Source organism: Bacillus sp. 37MA, assembly GCF_000372765.1.
In the GTDB taxonomy this organism is placed as follows: domain Bacteria; phylum Bacillota; class Bacilli; order Bacillales; family Domibacillaceae; genus Domibacillus; species Domibacillus aminovorans.
The window spans coordinates 2,762,976-2,781,681 of the sequence record NZ_KB889752.1; the positions used below are offsets into that span (position 1 = coordinate 2,762,976).

Annotated in this window: 16 protein-coding genes; 9 read left to right on the forward strand and 7 right to left on the reverse strand. The window is 42.2% G+C overall.

The window, feature by feature from the left end; translation table 11 throughout:
* Positions 1-65: 65 nt before the first annotated feature.
* Together A3M5_RS0115365 and A3M5_RS0115370 are read left to right on the forward strand one after the other, a co-directional pair.
* Positions 66-704, forward strand: a complete 639-nt coding sequence (locus A3M5_RS0115365; RefSeq protein WP_018394668.1) for a YigZ family protein — start codon at positions 66-68, stop codon at positions 702-704.
* A 92-nt stretch (positions 705-796) separates the two neighbouring features.
* Complete coding sequence (locus tag A3M5_RS0115370; protein WP_018394669.1) at positions 797-1,855, forward strand: LCP family protein; 1,059 nt, start codon at positions 797-799, stop codon at positions 1,853-1,855.
* Positions 1,856-1,898: 43 nt separating this feature from the next.
* Here the strand turns inward: A3M5_RS0115370 and A3M5_RS0115375 are convergent, their stop codons facing one another.
* Positions 1,899-2,966 carry a glycosyltransferase family 4 protein gene (locus A3M5_RS0115375; RefSeq protein ID WP_018394670.1) on the reverse strand — a complete coding sequence of 356 codons (1,068 nt, stop codon included), beginning with the start codon at positions 2,964-2,966 and terminating at the stop codon, positions 1,899-1,901.
* Positions 2,967-3,171: 205 nt separating this feature from the next.
* Between A3M5_RS0115375 and secA2 the strand changes: the two genes are divergently transcribed.
* The 4 genes from secA2 to A3M5_RS0115395 all read left to right on the forward strand — a co-directional run bounded on the left by secA2 (position 3,172) and on the right by A3M5_RS0115395 (position 9,211).
* Entirely contained in the window at positions 3,172-5,523 is a 2,352-nt protein-coding gene (gene secA2, locus A3M5_RS0115380) for an accessory Sec system translocase SecA2 (RefSeq protein WP_018394671.1), read from the forward strand.
* 5 nt (positions 5,524-5,528) lie between these two features.
* Entirely contained in the window at positions 5,529-6,434 is a 906-nt protein-coding gene (locus A3M5_RS0115385; protein WP_018394672.1) for an accessory Sec system S-layer assembly protein, read from the forward strand.
* A 272-nt stretch (positions 6,435-6,706) separates the two neighbouring features.
* The gene (locus A3M5_RS0115390; RefSeq protein ID WP_018394673.1) at positions 6,707-8,152 is read left to right on the forward strand and encodes an MBOAT family O-acyltransferase; all 1,446 of its coding nucleotides are present in this window, start codon (positions 6,707-6,709) and stop codon (positions 8,150-8,152) included.
* A gap of 12 nt (positions 8,153-8,164) precedes the next feature.
* Positions 8,165-9,211, forward strand: a complete 1,047-nt coding sequence (locus A3M5_RS0115395) for a hypothetical protein (RefSeq protein ID WP_018394674.1) — start codon at positions 8,165-8,167, stop codon at positions 9,209-9,211.
* 33 nt (positions 9,212-9,244) lie between these two features.
* On the opposite strand, the gene A3M5_RS0115400 is transcribed toward A3M5_RS0115395, so the two are convergent.
* The 3 genes from A3M5_RS0115400 to A3M5_RS0115410 form a co-directional block, all read right to left on the reverse strand.
* Positions 9,245-10,717 carry a peptidoglycan endopeptidase gene (locus A3M5_RS0115400; RefSeq protein ID WP_018394675.1) on the reverse strand — a complete coding sequence of 491 codons (1,473 nt, stop codon included), beginning with the start codon at positions 10,715-10,717 and terminating at the stop codon, positions 9,245-9,247.
* 131 nt (positions 10,718-10,848) lie between these two features.
* Positions 10,849-12,846: a penicillin-binding transpeptidase domain-containing protein gene (locus A3M5_RS0115405; protein ID WP_018394676.1), complete on the reverse strand. Its 1,998-nt coding sequence runs from the start codon at positions 12,844-12,846 to the stop codon at positions 10,849-10,851.
* A gap of 79 nt (positions 12,847-12,925) precedes the next feature.
* Complete coding sequence (locus tag A3M5_RS0115410) at positions 12,926-13,348, reverse strand: hypothetical protein (RefSeq protein WP_018394677.1); 423 nt, start codon at positions 13,346-13,348, stop codon at positions 12,926-12,928.
* A 186-nt stretch (positions 13,349-13,534) separates the two neighbouring features.
* On the opposite strand from A3M5_RS0115410, the gene A3M5_RS25505 reads away from it, so the two are divergent.
* From A3M5_RS25505 to A3M5_RS0115430, 3 genes are all read left to right on the forward strand, one after another.
* On the forward strand, positions 13,535-13,699 hold the full coding sequence (locus tag A3M5_RS25505; RefSeq protein ID WP_018394679.1) for a hypothetical protein: 165 nt from the start codon (positions 13,535-13,537) through the stop codon (positions 13,697-13,699).
* A 143-nt stretch (positions 13,700-13,842) separates the two neighbouring features.
* The gene (locus A3M5_RS0115425; protein WP_018394680.1) at positions 13,843-14,985 is read left to right on the forward strand and encodes a 3-phenylpropionate MFS transporter; all 1,143 of its coding nucleotides are present in this window, start codon (positions 13,843-13,845) and stop codon (positions 14,983-14,985) included.
* A gap of 80 nt (positions 14,986-15,065) precedes the next feature.
* Positions 15,066-16,193, forward strand: a complete 1,128-nt coding sequence (locus tag A3M5_RS0115430; RefSeq protein ID WP_018394681.1) for a M20 peptidase aminoacylase family protein — start codon at positions 15,066-15,068, stop codon at positions 16,191-16,193.
* 37 nt (positions 16,194-16,230) lie between these two features.
* Here the strand turns inward: A3M5_RS0115430 and A3M5_RS0115435 are convergent, their stop codons facing one another.
* The 3 genes from A3M5_RS0115435 to A3M5_RS0115445 form a co-directional block, all read right to left on the reverse strand.
* Positions 16,231-16,878: a hypothetical protein gene (locus A3M5_RS0115435; protein ID WP_018394682.1), complete on the reverse strand. Its 648-nt coding sequence runs from the start codon at positions 16,876-16,878 to the stop codon at positions 16,231-16,233.
* Between the two features lie 114 nt (positions 16,879-16,992).
* Positions 16,993-17,754 carry a LysM peptidoglycan-binding and 3D domain-containing protein gene (locus A3M5_RS0115440; protein WP_026221754.1) on the reverse strand — a complete coding sequence of 254 codons (762 nt, stop codon included), beginning with the start codon at positions 17,752-17,754 and terminating at the stop codon, positions 16,993-16,995.
* Positions 17,755-18,145: 391 nt separating this feature from the next.
* A complete protein-coding gene (locus A3M5_RS0115445) occupies positions 18,146-18,703 on the reverse strand; it encodes a 3D domain-containing protein (RefSeq protein ID WP_018394684.1) in 558 nt (185 codons plus the stop codon).
* Between the last annotated feature and the right edge of the window lie 3 nt (positions 18,704-18,706).

Below are 18,706 nucleotides of genomic sequence, written 5' to 3' on the forward strand. Positions count from 1 at the left end.
TACGATAATGAACAATAGTTAATACCCTATTTCTTTATAAATAAAACAAATTGGAGGAAAATAAATTGCTATCTACCTATAAAACAGTAAAAGGCTACGGTGAATTTGAAATGGATATTCAAAAGTCACGGTTCATTGCTCATGTAGGCCGGGCTGAAACAGTTGAAGAAGCCTTAATATTTATTGATCGTATTAAAAAACAACACTGGAATGCAACACATAACTGTTCTGCTTACATGATCGGGGAACACGATCAAATTCAAAAGGCAAACGACGACGGAGAGCCGTCTGGTACGGCTGGTGTACCTATTCTAGAAGTCATTAAAAAGCGTGGACTCAAAGACACCGTGATTGTAGTCACCCGTTACTTTGGCGGCATTAAACTTGGTGCTGGTGGTTTAATTCGTGCGTACGGAAAAACAGCGTCCGAAGGGCTGAATGCGATCGGTATTGTCGAGCGCCGCCTTATGAAAATTATGACCGTATCGATTGACTACACATGGCTTGGGAAAATTGAAAATGAGCTGCATACCTCTATTTATCGAATAAAAGAAATACATTATGCAGAGAATGTAAATGTAGATGTTTTTGTTGAAGAGCAAGATGTTACTGTTTTTTGTGAAAAAATGACGGAATTGACGAATGGACAAGCTATTTTCACAGAAGGTGACGTTTTATATACAGAAATAAACATAAATGAATAAAAAATTTTACGGAATTGTCGTTTCATAGTAGAATATAGAATAGCTTTGTTTTCAAATTCAAAAAAGAAATAACCATTAAAAGGAGAAAATATATGGCTTCAACTAATCAACGATCCGGACGACGGCGCCGGAAAACGCAAAAGCGACGCATTTTCTTTTACGCCTTTTTTATCCCTGTTTTACTTGTTGGATTTACGGCGGCAGGATATACGGCAAACTTGCATAAGAAAGCCGAGACGGTTTTTACTGATTCTTATTCGGATGAAGGGCGTGTTAAATCAGACTTACGCGATGCAGACGTTCACCCGCTTGAAGACAATATTTCTATTCTTTTCATGGGGATTGATGATAACGTCAATCGTGACTACGGTACGAACACGCGAACCGATGCACTCGTTTTAGCTACTTTGAATATAGAAGATAAGTCGATTAAAATGTTAAGCATTCCTCGTGATACTTATGCGTATGTTCCAGACCTTAGTGATTACTATAAAATCAACCATGCACATGCAACAGGTGGACCTCTTTCAACAATGGAAACGGTTGAAGAACTGCTTGACGTTCCGGTCGATTACTACGTACGCATGAACTTTTATGCATTCGTTGATGTTGTCGATGCTTTAGACGGGATTAAAATGGACGTTCCATTTGAAATTGAAGAAAAGAATTCCAACGATATTCACGGAGAAATTAAATTAGAGCCTGGCGTTCAAAAATTAGATGGCGAAGAAGCTCTTGCTCTGGCGCGTACACGTAAATATGATAACGACATTGAGCGCGGCAAACGCCAACAAGCTATTTTACAGGCGACCGTCAAAAAAGCGTTATCGTTGAATTCCATCACGAAATACGATGAAATTTTAGAAGCCATTGGATCAAACATGAAGACAAATATGACATTCAGTGAAATGAAATCACTGATTGAATATGGTAAAAACGGTCATATCAATTATGACTCACTCACACTTGCTGGTACAGATGATTTCACAAGCTCCGGTGCCTACATTTACCGCCCTGATGAAACAGAACTTGACGTCATAAAAGGAAAACTGCAGCGTCACCTTGGTATAGATTCTTCTGTTGCCTCCGATGAAAGCAGCTCAGAAGAAGCCGGCACATACAGTACAGACGAAGAATCAACATATGAATGAAAAAATCCCGCTGAACCAATTCTGGTCAGCGGGATTTTTTCATTCATAAATTCTTTTTCGTACCGCCCTTAACAAAATTCAAAAGCGGTTTATAATCGTTGCCAATTAAGCCAACACTTTCAACGAACAGTTCAATCGCTAGTGTAATGACTCCGATCAAGATAATGGCTCCCCATACTTTCGCCATGGAGAAGATAATCGCTGCGAGCCCGAACATCATCGCAATCGCATAAATAATTAACACCGTTTGTTTATGTGTATAGCCTGTCCGAAGCAGGCAATGATGTAAATGAGACTTATCCGGTGCGGAAATTGGCTGATTGTTCAGCTTCCGGCGGATAATCGCAAAAATGGTGTCTGAAATCGGTACGCCAAGAATGATAATCGGAATGATCAACGAGACGAACGTGATGTTTTTAAATCCGAGCAACGACAGAACACTGATGATGAAGCCAAGAAACAGTGCTCCGGTATCTCCCATAAAGATCTTTGCCGGATGAAAGTTATATTTCAAAAAGCCAATCGCACTTCCTGCGACAATTAACGCCACGCTCATCACGTACAGATCGCCTTTCATAAAGGCCATCAAGCTAATTGTTAACAGCGCAATTGTGGAAACACCTGCAGCTAACCCATCGAGACCGTCAATTAAGTTAATCGCGTTCGTAATTGCCACAATCCATAAAATGGTCAGTGGAATACTCAAGTATCCAAATTCAATCGTTCCGCCGAATGGCAAGTTGACGAAGTTAATTTGTACACCGCCATACACAACGACAACGAGTGCCGCAAGCAGCTGTCCCGCCAGCTTCACTTTCGCTGAAAGCTCAAACCGATCATCAAGAACACCTGTTAAAATAATAACAATGCTCCCGATAATAATGGCTGGATTGATCAGCGGCTGTTCAAATGGTGCAGTTGGGCGCAGTACAACCATGCCAATTAAGAAGCTGATAAAAATTGCCAAACCTCCCATGCGCGGCATAATCCGCTGATGCACTTTCCGGTAGTTTGGCTTATCAACAGCTCCAATGGCAACGGCAAACTTTTTTACGAGTGGCGTGATCGCAATCGATGCCAGCACGCAAATGATAAAGGCAAGTAAAACCATATTTTCCTCCCTCTGTTCATTCAGAAGCATCTTTATATATATTTTGTAAAACGATTTTTTTACAATTTCATCTTAACTTCAATAATTATAAAGGTAAAAGCATTTTATATCCATCAAAATGAAGAAAAAGAACCTTATATTTTCTTTTAGTTCGTCTTTTGATAAGATAAGGTGACCGAAAGTTCTCCGAGGAGTGAATAAGAAAATGGTCTCGTTATTTCGAAAAAAAAGTGCCGGAGACCGGCAGATTAAATCATATACAAAAACAGTCGATCTCATTAATGAACTGGAATCAACAATAGCTGGACTGACCGATGAGCAGCTGCGCGGAAAAACAGCCGAGTTTAAAGAAAAGCTGGCAGGCGGCGCATCCGTTGATGACATTAAAGTAGAAGCATTTGCTGTAGTCCGTGAAGCTGCCAGACGTGTTCTCGGCATGCGACATTACGACGTACAACTAATCGGCGGACTTGTGCTGACAGATGCAAATATTGCCGAAATGGCGACCGGTGAAGGGAAAACACTTGTCGCATCATTGCCGAGTTATTTGCGCGCACTCGAAGGAAAAGGCGTTCATATTATTACGGTCAATGAATATTTAGCCAAACGCGACCATGATACGATTGGGCCTCTTCATGAATTTCTTGGTCTCTCTGTCGGCTTGAATTTGCCGATGATGGATCCTTCTGAAAAACAGGCCGCATACGGAGCAGATATTACATACGGTGTCGGAACGGAATTCGGCTTCGATTATTTGCGCGACAATATGGTTTGGCATCCTTCACAGCGTGTACAGCGTCCCTATCATTTCGCCATCATTGATGAAGTGGACAGCGTATTAATTGATGAAGCGAAAACGCCGCTCATCATTGCCGGCAAAATGCCCCCGGCAGCCGATCTTCATTATATTGGCGCTCGTGTCGCAAAACGATTCATCCGTGATGAAGATTATCAACTCGATGATGAAACGAAAGCAGTCAGCCTGATCGATAAAGGGATTGAAAAAGTAGAAAAAGCGTTCGGCGTTGATAACCTATATGAAATTGAACATCAAACACTGTATCACTACATGATTCAAGCCGTCCGCGCCCATGTCATGTTTGAGCGCGACGTTGATTATATCGTGAAAGACGGTGCCATTTTGCTCGTCGATATGTTTACGGGCCGGACAATGGAAGGACGCACGCTAAGTGACGGTCTTCATCAAGCAATTGAAGCAAAAGAAAATCTGGAAATTACAGATGAAAATAAAACACAGGCATCAATTACCATTCAAAACTATTTCCGTATGTATCCATTTTTATCTGGTATGACAGGAACGGCGAAAACAGAAGAAAAAGAACTGCTTGAAGTATACAATATGCAAGTATTTAAAGTGCCAACAAACCGCCCTATTCAGCGCGTAGATATGCCGGACCGTATTTATCGGACAAAAGAAGAAAAATATGCAGCGGTGACGGCTGAAGTCATATCACGTCACCAAACAGGACAACCTGTTCTCGTCGGGACAACATCCATTTTACAGTCAGAAAAAATCGCCGATTACTTCACAAAAGCTGGTCTTTCATTTGAACTGTTAAATGCAAAAAGCGTTGAACAGGAAGTCGAGCTCATTTCCCGCTCTGGCCAACGTGGTCACATCACCATTGCCACGAATATGGCCGGCCGCGGGACCGATGTTTTACTCGGCACGGGAGTTCCTGAACTTGGCGGGCTGTATGTGCTCGGAACAGAACGACATGAAAGCCGCCGAATTGACAATCAGCTAAAAGGCCGATCTGGTCGCCAGGGAGATCCTGGAGCAAGTGAATTTCTTATTTCACTTGAAGATGATATGTTCCGTCGTTTTGCAAAAGACGACCTCGTGAAGCTTGAGAAAAAACTGCAAACGAATGAAGATGGACTTGTATTATATAAAAAGATGCTTGAATTCGTGGACCGTGTGCAGCGTATCGTTGAAGGTTCCAACTTTGCGATGCGTGAGTACAACTTAAAACTCGATGATGTGATTAATGAACAGCGCGGCGTTATTTTCGGTCTTCGAAACGCTATTATTGAGGATGATACGCAACAGGAGCGTCTTATCGATATCATTAAACGGGCTATCCGCGAAGAAATTGACTTTCATTGCACTGATGACGTGTCTTCTGAAGAATGGAAAATTGATCTTTTATCCGGTCATTTGCAGGCGATGTTTGGCGGACGTGCCGTACCTCTTCCTGAAGAGCCCTCTCATGTAAAAGAAATTGTTTCAGCTGTCGAATCTGTGACTGAGCCGCATATTGAATGGCTGCAAGAACAGTACGATCCAAAATGGGATGATTTTGTGAGGCGAATTATGATTTCCAGCATTGATCATCATTGGGTTCAGCATCTTGAACAGATGACACGCTTGAAAGAAGGTATCGGCCTCCGACAGTATCAGCAAGAAGATCCAATTCGTATTTATTCACGTGAAGGATTGCAGTTATTCCAAAATACGTACCGCGATCTGCTTCGTGATATTTCTGTCAAAACCGCTGCACTGTTAAACGAATTGACGAAAAAGGAGAAATAACCGCTATGCTGTCTTTTTTTAAACGAAAAGAAAAGCTCGATACCGATCTGAAAAATGATGGACGTGAAAATGCGATATCCGCCGGTGAAATTACCGGTGATGCAGCAGCGTCTAGTGAAGAAGAAGTAACGACGGCTCTTTCACTTCATCCATCCACTACTGTACCAAAAGAACAAATGTATGTGCTCCAATTTTTAAACAATGAGCTGCCGTCGTTAAAACGGAATCAATTATCACTGTCTGGAATCGAATGGACAAAACAGTCGACTGGGCTGGCCGTATCCGCATTTGTCCGCAACACGGTCGAAAAAGAGATCTCGCTGGGAGACGACGTCTCATTGCTTTTATTGAATGAAAAAAACGAATTAAAAGCACGCCACACCTTTCAGTTAAACGAGCTCGGCGCACTGCCGGCTGATTCAAGCCGTCCGTGGACGTTTGTATTTCCTTCCGCTTCTGTTAATGAACAGGTGGCACTCGGCAAAGAAAACTGGTTGATCGCGTTTGATTTAACGTCACGGAAACATAAGCTGGACCTAGATCCAAAATGGGAGGAGTCTCTCCCAACTTCTGAAAAAGAAAAACTTGAAGAATTGGTCGAAAAACTAGGTGCCCCACAAAAAGATGAATTGAATTTTACCGGTTTAAACGCTCGTTTTCTTGAAAATGGAAACCTCAATATTTCATTGTTGATCCGTAACGGATACGAGCGGAATGTGAACATTGAAAAGCTGCCGCTGAAACTTATCGATGCGGCCCGGGATACTATAGCTGAAGGTCAGTTTAATGTCGGCAATCTTGAAGTGCGTGCCAATACGACAAAACCATGGACATTTATATTCCCTGCTTCTCTTATTAAGAAAGAAAAACCTGATTTATCAAAATGGAGTGTACACGTAACACAAATATAAAAAATCCGGCGAGTTTTCGCCGGATTTTTTATTTAAAACTAGAAAAAGCATCCGCCATATGGACAGATGCTCACAGCTTTTTACCAACCATATTCTTGCAAACGAGTTATTTTACATACAAAACGGAAACTACATGTTTATTTTACCATATTTTTATCGACTTACAACTATTTATTTACTGAATTTTTCACATCTACTGCCTTATTGTCGAAAAAAATAAAATATAGTATTATTAACGCTGTCGTTAATCGTTTCTCTCTGGAGGAGACCCAATGATTTTTAATTCTTTTGAATTTATTTTTCTCTTTTTGCCTATCGTTCTCATTATTTATTTTCTGTTGAACAAATGGAATTTTACTATAGCAAAAAGTTGGCTTCTTATCAGCTCATTCTTTTTTTACGGCTACTGGAACCCCGCTTACTTGCCGCTTATTTTACTGTCGCTTGCTGTTAACTTTTTGATCGGCAATTACCTTAACAAAAATCATTCAGATTCACGCCGCAAAACACTGTTGACGCTCGGTATTCTTTTTAATGTCGCGTTGCTCGGCTACTTTAAATATTACGACTTTTTTGCGGAAAGTATGAATTTTCTTTTTGATGCAAATATCGAATTAAAAAATTTACTGCTGCCGCTGGCGATCAGTTTTTACACATTCCAAAAAATTGCCTATCTTGTCGATTCATACCGGAAAGAAACAAGCGAGTATAACTTTTTGAATTATTCGCTGTTTGTTACATTTTTCCCTCAGCTGATTGCAGGCCCAATCGTGCATCACAGTCAAGTGATGGGTCAGTTTCAATCGTCGGACATTCGGCGCTTTCAATCGAAAAACGTTGCGCTCGGGCTATTCGTCTTCAGCATCGGCTTATTTAAAAAAGTCGTCATTGCTGATACATTTGCCGTATGGGCAAATAAAGGCTACGCCATGTCAGAATCACTCACATTCGTCGACAGCTGGCTGACAACACTTGCGTATACATTCCAGCTATACTTTGATTTCAGTGGCTACTCCGATATGGCAATTGGGGCAGCTCTGCTCTTTAACATTCATTTGCCGCGCAACTTTTTTTCACCATATAAAGCGACAAGCATTCAAGATTTCTGGCGGCGCTGGCATATGACACTATCCAACTTTTTAACTAAGTACATTTACATTCCGCTTGGCGGCAACCGGAAAGGACGCACACGCACATATCTCAATATTTTCATCGTCTTTCTCATCAGCGGCTTCTGGCACGGTGCCGGATGGACGTTTATTATATGGGGAGTAATGCATGGGGTCGCAAGTATGGTGAACCGGGCTTGGGCATCTTCAGGACGAGCATTATCTAAACCTATCGCCTGGCTGTTAACGTTTTTGTTCGTCCATCTATCCTGGGTATTTTTTCGGTCGCCGGACGTGCAGACAGCCGTCTTGGTTCTCCGCAGTATGGCTGGATTCAACGGTGTACTTTTGCCAAAAGAGTTCATTGAATTCCTCGATTTGCCGATCGGCAGTGTACTTCTTTTCCGCTTCGAACTTGGGGCGCCCTTTATTGAAATCGCCATCTGGACGATCATTACGCTGTTCATCGTCTTATTTGCCAAAAATTCAATTCAGCTGCGTGATGATTTTACACCGAAGCGATGGATTGCTGTTACGACGGCCTGTCTATTTATCTACTCGGCCACACGCCTTCAGCAAGTGTCCGAGTTTCTCTATTTCAACTTTTAAGGTGTGATGAGCTTGAACCAGTCGAGACAATTCATCCTGATTTTCTCCACGATCGTCTGCCTTGTATTGACAACGATCGTGTCATTTAATTACGTGATGGACCCACTCTGGACGTTTAATCAAAAACATAAGTTTAATGATTATCAAAGTGTCATTGACGAACGCCAGCAAAAAACAAGTCGCATGTTTTTCCAACCTTTTTCATACGATACAATTTTACTAGGTTCGAGCCGCTCCACCTATATTAATCAAAACAAGTTTACGAATATGAACGTCTACAATTTTTCGGTAAATAACCTGTCTATTCGTGAATACGACACGTTTCTCGCATTTGCCAAGCGACAGAGCGACCAGCCGATTAAACGGGTCATCATCGGTCTCGATTTCTTTAAATCATCCGTACAAGAAAGCGAACGCCCTGTTTCACTCGTAAACTATGAAAAAAAACTCGACGACCCGCTTTATCGGGTAAAAACTGTGTTCTCGATCGATTCATTCCGGTACTCCATTAAAAACCTCCGGATGTCGCTCGCAAATAAAGTGCTGGCAGAACGTGCCTACAATCATGACAACGTTGCGTTTGCCCGTTACATTTCAGACGAAGAACGGAACGCGAATACTGCCGAAAAAATCGAGCGCTTCAAAGAAGAGTTTTACGGTTCAAATTACGTATATAACCCGCGCTATAAAGAGTATTTAACGATTTTCACAGATCGTCATCCAGATGTGGAAACGATCGTATACACAACACCGATTTCAATGGCTCTTTTTCAAACGCTCGTCGAAGAAGGCCAGTTGGACGATTATGAACAGTGGCTGCACGATGTTGTCGACGTGTTCGGCGGCGTCTATAACTTTATGTATCCGAACGAGATTACCAATGATTTAACAAATTATTTTGACGGCCATCATTTTTATCCAGAAGTCGGTGACAAAATAGCTGAACGTATCAATGAAGGACCTAATGCTCAATCTTCATTTGGCATTTATATCACGAAAGAAAATATCGACAGTCATCTGGCAGAGATTCATAAAAAGATAGAGATGATGAAACGATGAAAAAACGGCCCATCGAGATGATAGGCCGTTTTTTTAATAGAATCGTTTAAAACTATCAAACTTGGAAGCGAAATAAGAATTGTCCAAGCTTGACACCGTAACCCCTTGCGAAGAACTTGCATGAATGAATTGATTTCCGCCTATGTATATACCCATATGGGAAATACCTTTCTTATAAGTGTTACTGAAAAAAACGAGGTCGCCTGCTTTCGGGCTCGAAATTTCGTATGAACGGCTGTAAAATCCTTCGGTGTTCGTTCGAGTCACGCTTTTCCCCGCCTGTTTGTATGCATAATAAATGAATCCACTGCAGTCAAAGCCTGACGATGATGAACCGCCCCATACGTACGGAACACCGAGCATTGAATTGGCTATACGAAGCAGACCCGAACTCGAATAAGAACCGGAAGAAGACGGATTGCCAACGTTTACCGGTTCCGTTGTTGTTCCATCTTTTGAACCAGCTGCGACTTTTAACTTTTGACCAACAAAAATAACGTCTGACTTCAAGCCGTTCATTTGTTTTAACGCCGACACGGTCATTCCATTTCGAGAAGCAATAATACTGAGGGAGTCTCCGCTTTTCACTATGTATGTGCCGCCTGTTGTAGAAGGAACAGTCGTTGATGGTTTACTTGTCGACGGTGTTGATTTTCCGTTTACTTTCAGCTTTTGGCCGACATAAATCACATCCGATGTTAAGCCGTTCAGTTGCTTCAATGAGGCAACTGTTGTTTTATAGCTGGACGCGATCAAGCCGAGTGAATCACCGCTTTTGACCACATATGTGCCCGTTGTCGTCGTGGTTGTTGATGGTTTGCTTGTCGTCGGGCTTGTCGTTGCCCCTTCTCCACTCACTTTCAGCTTTTGGCCGACATAAATCACATCTGATGTTAAGCCGTTTAGCTGTTTCAATGAGGCAGCCGTTGTTTTATAGCGAGACGCGATCACACCGAGTGAATCACCGCTTTTCACTATATACGTGCTGGTCGATGTTGTCGTTGTAGACGGTTTACTCGTCGTCGGTTTTGGTGCTGTGCCGCTCACTTTCAGTTTTTGACCGACATAAATCGCATCCGACTTTAAACCGTTCAGCTGCTTCAATGAGGCAACCTTTGTTTTATAACGGGAGGCGATCAAGCCGAGTGAATCACCGCTTTTGACCGTATACGTAGAAACAGCTGCTGCTGATACGACCGTTGATTCTTCTATCTGTTCATTCGTTACCGCTTCCTGTTCTTCTACTGCTCGTTCTGTTTCAATTGCCGCAGATGTCTCTTCCCCCTGTTTTTCTTCTGACACAATCAGTTCATCATTAATTGAAAGACGATCAGACGATAATTCATTCATTTCCATCAATTGAACGACGGTGATTTTATACTGATTGGCGATGCTGAATAGCGTGTCTCCTTCTTTTACTGTGTACAGTTCTGAAGCTTCCGCAACGGCTGCCGCCCCTGTCGAAATAAAGGCCGCAGTCGTTAACGAAACAACCGTTTTATTCATTCAATCGCTCCCCGCTTTCTACATACATTTCTATATACTTATCGACACAATTTCATTTTTTTTCATATAATTCCTTCTTAATTTGCCGAAATAAGGCACATAGTTTCATTAATTACCCTTTATTTTCATAATTATTGATGATCTTTCCATTTTAAAAACAAACCGGCCGCTTTATCGACAGCTAATTTACTGCCGCCCTGTTCGGCTGCATCCTCTACGTGTATCGCAAGAACGAAATCGGGCCGATTCGCATCATAAGCAACAAATAGACCATTTTCTTTGCCAGTCGTACCTTGTTCTGCTTTTATTTCAGCTGTACCTGTTTTTCCGGAAATCAACATTCCCTCTATGTTTGCCGCTTTCGCTGTTCCTTTTTCGACAACACCGCGAAGTCCTTTTTGAATGAGCGCTGCCTGTTCTTCTGTGACAAGTTCTTTCTTCCAGACAGATGGTTCTTCACCCATAAGCAATACAGGTTTCATCATCGTGCCTCCGTTTAAAAACGGACCATACGCTGATGCGAGATGAGTCATACTTGTTAATACTTCACCTTGTCCATATCCGGTATCCGCAAGTATGATGTCACTATCAAATTCACCACTGTTGGAAAGCTGTGAATCTCGCAGGGGATACTCAAATGGAAACTCTTCACCGAATCCGAATGCTTGCAGTCCGCTTTTCATCTGCTCAGCACCTGTATCAAGGGCTGCCATCGCAAAATAAATATTATCCGATGCGACGAGTGCTGACTCTAACGTAACAGGTGCTGTCGATGTACTGACTCGTGTGACGCGGTATTGGCCCCATGATGAATCCTTTTGCCACTGAAGCCCTTCAATTACTTTACCCGCTGTTGGATCAAGCTTACCTGCTTTCATCGCTACAGCGGCTGTAATCGGTTTAATAGTTGAACCTGGAGAATATGCTCCTACAAACCGATTTAACAATGGCTGAAGCGGATCATCCTGCAGCTCTGTATACCGATCACCGGCAATACCGCGCGCAAATTCATTCGGATCAAATGATGGAGATGACAAGATCGCAAGTACTTCTCCCGTTTTTGGATCGACTGCTGATGCTGTCCCTGCCGCTCCTGCCATTTCTGAGTATAGCAGCTTTTGCAGTTCTGCATGGACCGTCACCTGCATGTCCTGGCCATTTTGCGGCTCTGTTTTCGCGATAACGATTGGTTCTTGTTTTTCTTTTTCAATAAAAATTTGTACACCGTCTGTTTCACGAAGTTTTTTTTCAAAAAGCTGTTCAAGACCGCGTTTGCCTATTTGGTCGCCTTCTTTATACTCGCCTTTATTTTCTTTCATCTCTTCCGCATTCACATCGCCCACATAACCCGTCAAATGGGCAGCCGCTGCTCCGTACGGATAGACACGTACCGCTTTAGCTGATGCCGTTGCTCCTTGGATAGCTTTTGCTTTTTCAATGAGTGCTTCTTCTTTTTCTGCTACCGTTTTTAGCGGAACAAAATAACCGTCCTGCACCCAGCTTTGCGTCAACTGTTTATTGATTTCTTCCACCGAAAGCGAAAGCAATTGAGCGAGCTGCTGTTTCCCTTTGTCATCCATTTCTCCCGCTGTCGCACCGATTTGTACCGCTGTTCCATTTACAGCGAGTGAGCTTCCATTCCGGTCAAAAATGCGGCCACGCTCCCCATTCAATGTTTGAATTCGTACTTTATCACCTTCTTCAAGCTTAGGCAAAAAGTAGGACGGATCCCAGTCGATCACCCAAGCTTTCCCTTCTTCCGTTTCTTCCAGCTTCATAACCGCTTCTTTTTCAAAGGGGATATCGCCTGCGATCGTGCTGATTTTTGCTGAAAAAGAAAGCCGTGCCGTTTGTTCATTATCTTTTTGAACGTCTTCTTCATCAGGCAATTCGATATCTGACGACTTGATTTCTAAGTCGTTCGTCAATTTTTCATACCGTTCTACAAACTCTTCTTTATCCATGTTTTTTTTCGTTTCCGCTGAAAAATACGTGTACATGTTGTCTAAATCACCTGTCTTCCAGGCAGCCGTATATTCCGCAAGCCGTTCTGCAGGCGATGCTAGGCCCGAGCAGCCACTCAACCATAATACTGCGAACAGTGAAAAAATAACGGGAATTCTTTTCATTTTATCCACCCCTTTACTATCTTCTTTTCATTATAACAAAATGAAAAAGCAGCCCCTAAAAAAAGCCGGCTGCCTTTGATTATTTTGTATAAATTGAAACAGTACGAACAGTCTTATTTTTAAATAGGATACTTTCACCAATAGACCGAACAGCTAAAAACTGAAGCATATTCCCTTTTCGAATAAAAAACTGGCTGGCAATAGAAGATATTGTTCTAACAGATAAATAAGATGGTTTGATAGCAATAACTGTAATGATTCCTTCCTTCAGGCAATAATGGATCAATAATTCTTTCCAATTACCATTTTCGGATGCTGTAATTTTAATTGTACCTTTTTCCCCAAGCAACCATTCACGTTCCATGTCATAAGAAGGTTTCATAAATTCTGCATCAATAACGGCGTTTTCTTTAAACAATGTCATTAATCGAATGCAGCATTCTGCATTTTCTTTCGTTGAAAAAACAAGTAATCCATCTCTACAATCCTTAGACCCATCCATATCTAGTCCTCCATGCTCACATAATACGTAACATCTACCATTTCGACAAATTCCTCCGACTTCCTTCGTTTTTTTTCATCTCTTTTCGGCATAGTTTATTTTATTCCTATTCGGAACGTTCAACGCTCTCTAACTTGAAATACCGTTATGGTTAAAATGAACAAACTTTTTGAAGGGGTTCCATATATGCCATTGAATGAATTATTGAGACATTACCGAAAACAAATCCTAGGCGTGTCCCACCCAACAAGAAGCAAATTGTACCGCTTATCAAACATGAACCAAAAAGAGCGTGACAAGCATGTAAAAGCGATCGCCTCGATGATTAAAGCCCATTTATCTGTTCAATAGGAACAGTTCTGACGATGAATGTCAGGACTGTTTTTTCATTTTGTGCCCGCGTATTGATTATTTTTCGCTATAATGGCAAGTAGTGAAACTTTCATCGATGAGGTTTTACTGCCCGTTACTCTGCGATAAAAAAGGAAGATGACATGATTTATAAAGCACAGTTTTGGCTCTCAATCACATATTTCGCTTTTTACTTTTCATGGGGTGTTTTCCTGCCCTATTGGAACGCTTGGCTTATTTCTGAAAAAGAGATGACCGTTGAAGCGGCCTCTTCGCTCATTGCAGTCGGATTTCTTGTCAGAGCCGTTTCCACTTTTTTTGCCTATCCGGCACTCAGTGCAAAATATCCAGCAGGTACCCTATTAAAATGGTTTACCATCATTACCGCCTTAACGGCCATGCTATTCATTCCAGCTTCCGGCTATATAGCGCTCTTCATTGTCATGATTTTATTTAACTTTATTTATCCGATTATCATGCCAATGGCGGACAGCATGGGTGCATTGTTAATGAAAACAGACCGCATTCATTACGGAAAAAGCCGTTCATGGGGGTCGATCGGCTACATAGCCGCCGTACTATTCATCGGTATCGCAACCGCTATTTTTACCGATTCGGCCATTTTATATGTTTTGATTGCTAGTACGCTGTTTATGATTGCTACAGCGTTTTATTATACGCCGCCTGCGCTCCGTGAACACGATGACTTGCGGCGCCTTCCGTTTCGGCGTCTATTTCGTTCAAAACGATTTGTGACAGCACTCATCATTTGCGTCTTAATCCAAGGTGCTCATGCCGCTTATTACAATTATGGTGTTCTATACTTGCAGCATCTCGGTGTAGACAGTATCTGGATCGGGGTCATTTTAAATATTGCTGTTGCAGCTGAAATTCTCTTTTTTAATGTAGCCGATCGCTTTTTACGTCATACGAGTGTTCCCGCGATGTTTTTCGGTGCGGCGATCGCCGCTGTCATTAGGTGGACGATTATGTTTTTATTTCCATCCGTTGCAGTTTACATGTTCGCTCAATTATTTCATGCGTTAACATTCGGGCTCGCTCATTACGCTTTTATCCGATTATTATATGAAGAATTCGATTCATCAGAAATTCCAGCTGCCCAAGGTGTATATTCCTCTCTTGGCATGGGACTAAGCGTTGCCATCTTAACATTTGGGGCCGGATATTTATATGAAATTTCTCCGCATCTGTCATTTTTAGGAATGGCGATCATCGCTTTACCAGCTGTTTTTATTAGTTTTTTCTTATTAAAAGGAAAAAGATAAGGATTTTCAGTGATTTCCCAAGCCAAACGCATTGTTTTGGCTTATACTATAGAGAAAGAATTACCGGGGGAGGGCTTGCGATGGCTCAAACGGACATAATATTTGAAAATAGACTGCTTGAGATTTTCGAACATTTGCATGCACATCCAGAAATAAGCTGGAAGGAAACAAAAACGACAGCTTATATTTCGCGATTGTTACAAAGTGAAGGTGTCCGCTCGTACACATTTGATGACTGCACCGGACTCATTGCCGAAATTGGCACCGGATCTCCTGTTGTCGCTGTACGCGCAGATATTGATGCGCTCTGGCAACAAGTGAATGGAGAGTTCCGCGCCAATCATTCGTGTGGACACGATGCACATATGTCGATTGTTATTGGAGCGTTGTTGAAATTAAAAGAAGAAATCACACAGGGAACGGTCCGGTTTATTTTCCAACCTGCTGAAGAGACAGGCACCGGCGCCTTAAAAATGGTTAGTAAAGGTGTCGTCGATGATGTCGATTATTTATTCGGTATGCATCTCCGGCCGATTGAAGAAGTTCCATTCGGGAAAATCGCGCCATCTGTTTATCACGGGGCGGTTGCGTTTTTAAACGGAAAAGTAATCGGCGATGATGCGCATGGTGCCCGGCCATATCAAGGTGTGAATGCCATTGAAGTCATGTCTTCACTCAGCCGTCAATTGCATACAATCAACTTTTCACCTTTTGAACCGTATTCGGCGAAAATGACGCGTCTGGAAGCGGGCGGACAAAGTTTAAATATCATTCCTGGATCAGGTAAGTTTGGTCTAGATGTACGTGCACAGAGAAATAAGATTTTGCTGGAACTCCAAAAAGCCATTGAACATAAAATTGAACAAATTAGCTTGCTTTATGAAGTGAAGATTGATTATGAATGGATGGATTTCACGCCGGCAGCAGAAGTATCAAAAGATGCGGAAGCATTTTTGCGCAAAGGGATTATCAAAGTGGCCGGAAGCGAAGCGCTTGCTGAACCGCTCATCACACCGGGAAGTGATGATTTCCACTTTTATACCATTAAACGTCCTCATATTAAAGCAGCCATGATGGGCCTTGGCTCGGATCTCGTTCCAGGTCTTCATCATCCGAATATGACATTTGACCGGCGCGTTATTAAAATCGGTGCTGATGTACTGGCAGCCAGCGTGAAATACGCACTCCAAGACGATAATAGTTCGTAACGACAAACCGCAGTGACACACTCGTCTCTGCGGTTTTTTAAAGATGTTGAATGATTTCGTTTTTTTTCCGATGAACAGGCAGAAGCCGTTTTTTATACATGATACCGATCATATTCAGCAGCCACTTCGGCATTCGCTTTGGAAAAAACGGCTTCGTATAAAAATGAGTATACGCATTTTTAATATCTTCCCAATTCATGCAATCTTTCGTCTGCCGGAACCTAGCGACATCAATAAGCGCGATTCTTCCCTCTTCTGTGATCATAATATTTCGCAAATGGACATCAGATGGATTCAATCCTCTTTTTCGCGCAGCTTGCAGTGCCAGATCTGCTTCCTGGACAAGTTCTCCTGAAATATCAATCCCTTCTTCCAAACATTGAAATAATGTTTTCCCATCGATCCAGTCAATGACAATATACGTGTCGCCCGATTCATGAAGCTCTGGATAGTTTGGCAAGCCGGATAACAGTCGATAAATCTCAGCTTCTTCTTTTGCAATATACACTTTATCGGGATAGAAGACTTTTAATGCTTTATCCGTTCCTTGAATACGGTACACAACAGCACTTCGTCCTTCTCCTCCATACAGCAGCTGCCCGTCATGTATAATTGGCTCCCACATCCCGCTTTTCCTCCGAAACCGTACACTTTCCGCCAATTGTTTATAGCGTTTCAATGTCATTCCTCATTTCTTCTTTCTATTATTATATACAGCACTTGCTTAAAAATCGATGAATGTGCATACAAAAAACGCCTTCCCAACGAGGGAAGGCATCTTTCACCATGTATTTATTTGTTAGTCCAAAATTGTGACGTTTACAGTACGTACACCCCAGCTGGTTGCTGCATCTGTTGTTGCTACGTGAAGGTCAATTCTATTTCCTTTGATCGCGCCGCCAGTATCGCCGGCAATCGCTTCACCATATCCCTCAACGTATACGCGTGAACCTAATGGAATCACATTCGGGTCAACGGCGACGACTTTTTTGCTGCGGTCATTGCGAAGATCGATACCTGTCGCTGTAACCCCTGAGCAGCCTGCGCAATCAGCTGTATAGGCTGTTGCTTTCATTGCGATTGTATTGCCTTGTGGTGCAGATGTTGTTTGAGCAGGTTTAGCCGCCTGCTGCGTTTGTGCCACTGGTGCTGAAGCTGCGGCTGTCGGTGCTGCACTTCCATTCGTTGAAAGAACGTCACCTGGGTAAATTCTATCCGATGAGAGACCATTGATTGATTTCAATGAATTCACTGAAATGCCGTGTGCCGATGCAATTTTAAATAATGTATCGCCTGCTTTAACTGTGTATGTACCGTTGTTAGAAGAAGCTGATGTTGAATTGCTTGAGCCTGTTGTTGAAATGGTATCGCCTGCATAGATCATATCGGACGAGAGACCGTTTGCTGCTTTTAATTGATCAACTGTCGTACCATTCTTTTGTGAAATGCCCCAGAGTGTATCGCCTGGCTGTATTGTATATGTGCTAGCTGATGCAGCGGTGCCGAATAGGCTCCCACCAATTACTGTCGTTGCTGCAAGTGCCATCATTTGTTTCTTCATCATAGGAAAACCTCCTGGATTGTTCCTGCCGACATGTCGAGCATGCGTACGCAAGAATTTGGTTAGTACCTCTCCGTGACTGTAGGGACAACTGCAAGACTCACATGTGTGGGTCATAAAGGCATTAGTTGGATACGACAGGACGTCGCTCTTTTAGCCCTTGATCCTTCTATATGTAAAAGCGCTTAACGCTCTGCTGCGTTTTCCGCTAACGAGATTTATTGTAACACGCCTAGGAGCGTAATGATTTTAAAAGGAGGTTACGGTTAGATGTGTAAATATGACATAACTGTTACAAGTAAGTATTTATCTCGAATTTGTCATATAATTGAAATATACCGGATATTAGCAAAAGAAAAAGAAGACTTTTATTCAGCCTCCTTCAAAAAATTTATTTTAAAATTTGTACTTTCACTGTACGAACGCCCCAGTTTTTTGCCTTTTGAGACGTTGGCATATGAACATCAATTTTATTTCCTTTAATCGCGCCGCCTTTGTCACCGGCAACGGCTTCCCCGTATCCTTCTACATACACTTTCGTACCGAGTGGAATGATGTTTGGGTCAACAGCGATTACTTTCGCGTTCGGGTTTTTCTTTAAGTTAATGCCTGTTGCCGTAATGCCTGAGCATCCGTTGCAATAAGCTGTATAGGCTGTCGCTTTAACGGTAATTTCTTTTACTGCATTTGTTGTTTTATTTTCTTCGGCTGGAGCTGGCGTACTTGTTGCTGCCGCTGTTTCACCGATTGTCAGCTTCTGACCAACTTTAATGAGATTAGAAGATAAGTTATTCCATTCTTTCAATTGATCCACTGTCGTTTTATATTGATTTGAAATTTTATACAATGTTTCTCCCTTTTGGACTGTGTGAGTAGCGGCCATTGCTTGAGCCGCAGAAGCTGAGAAGATCATCAATGCAGCTAAAATTGACATTGCCATTTTTTTCACGAA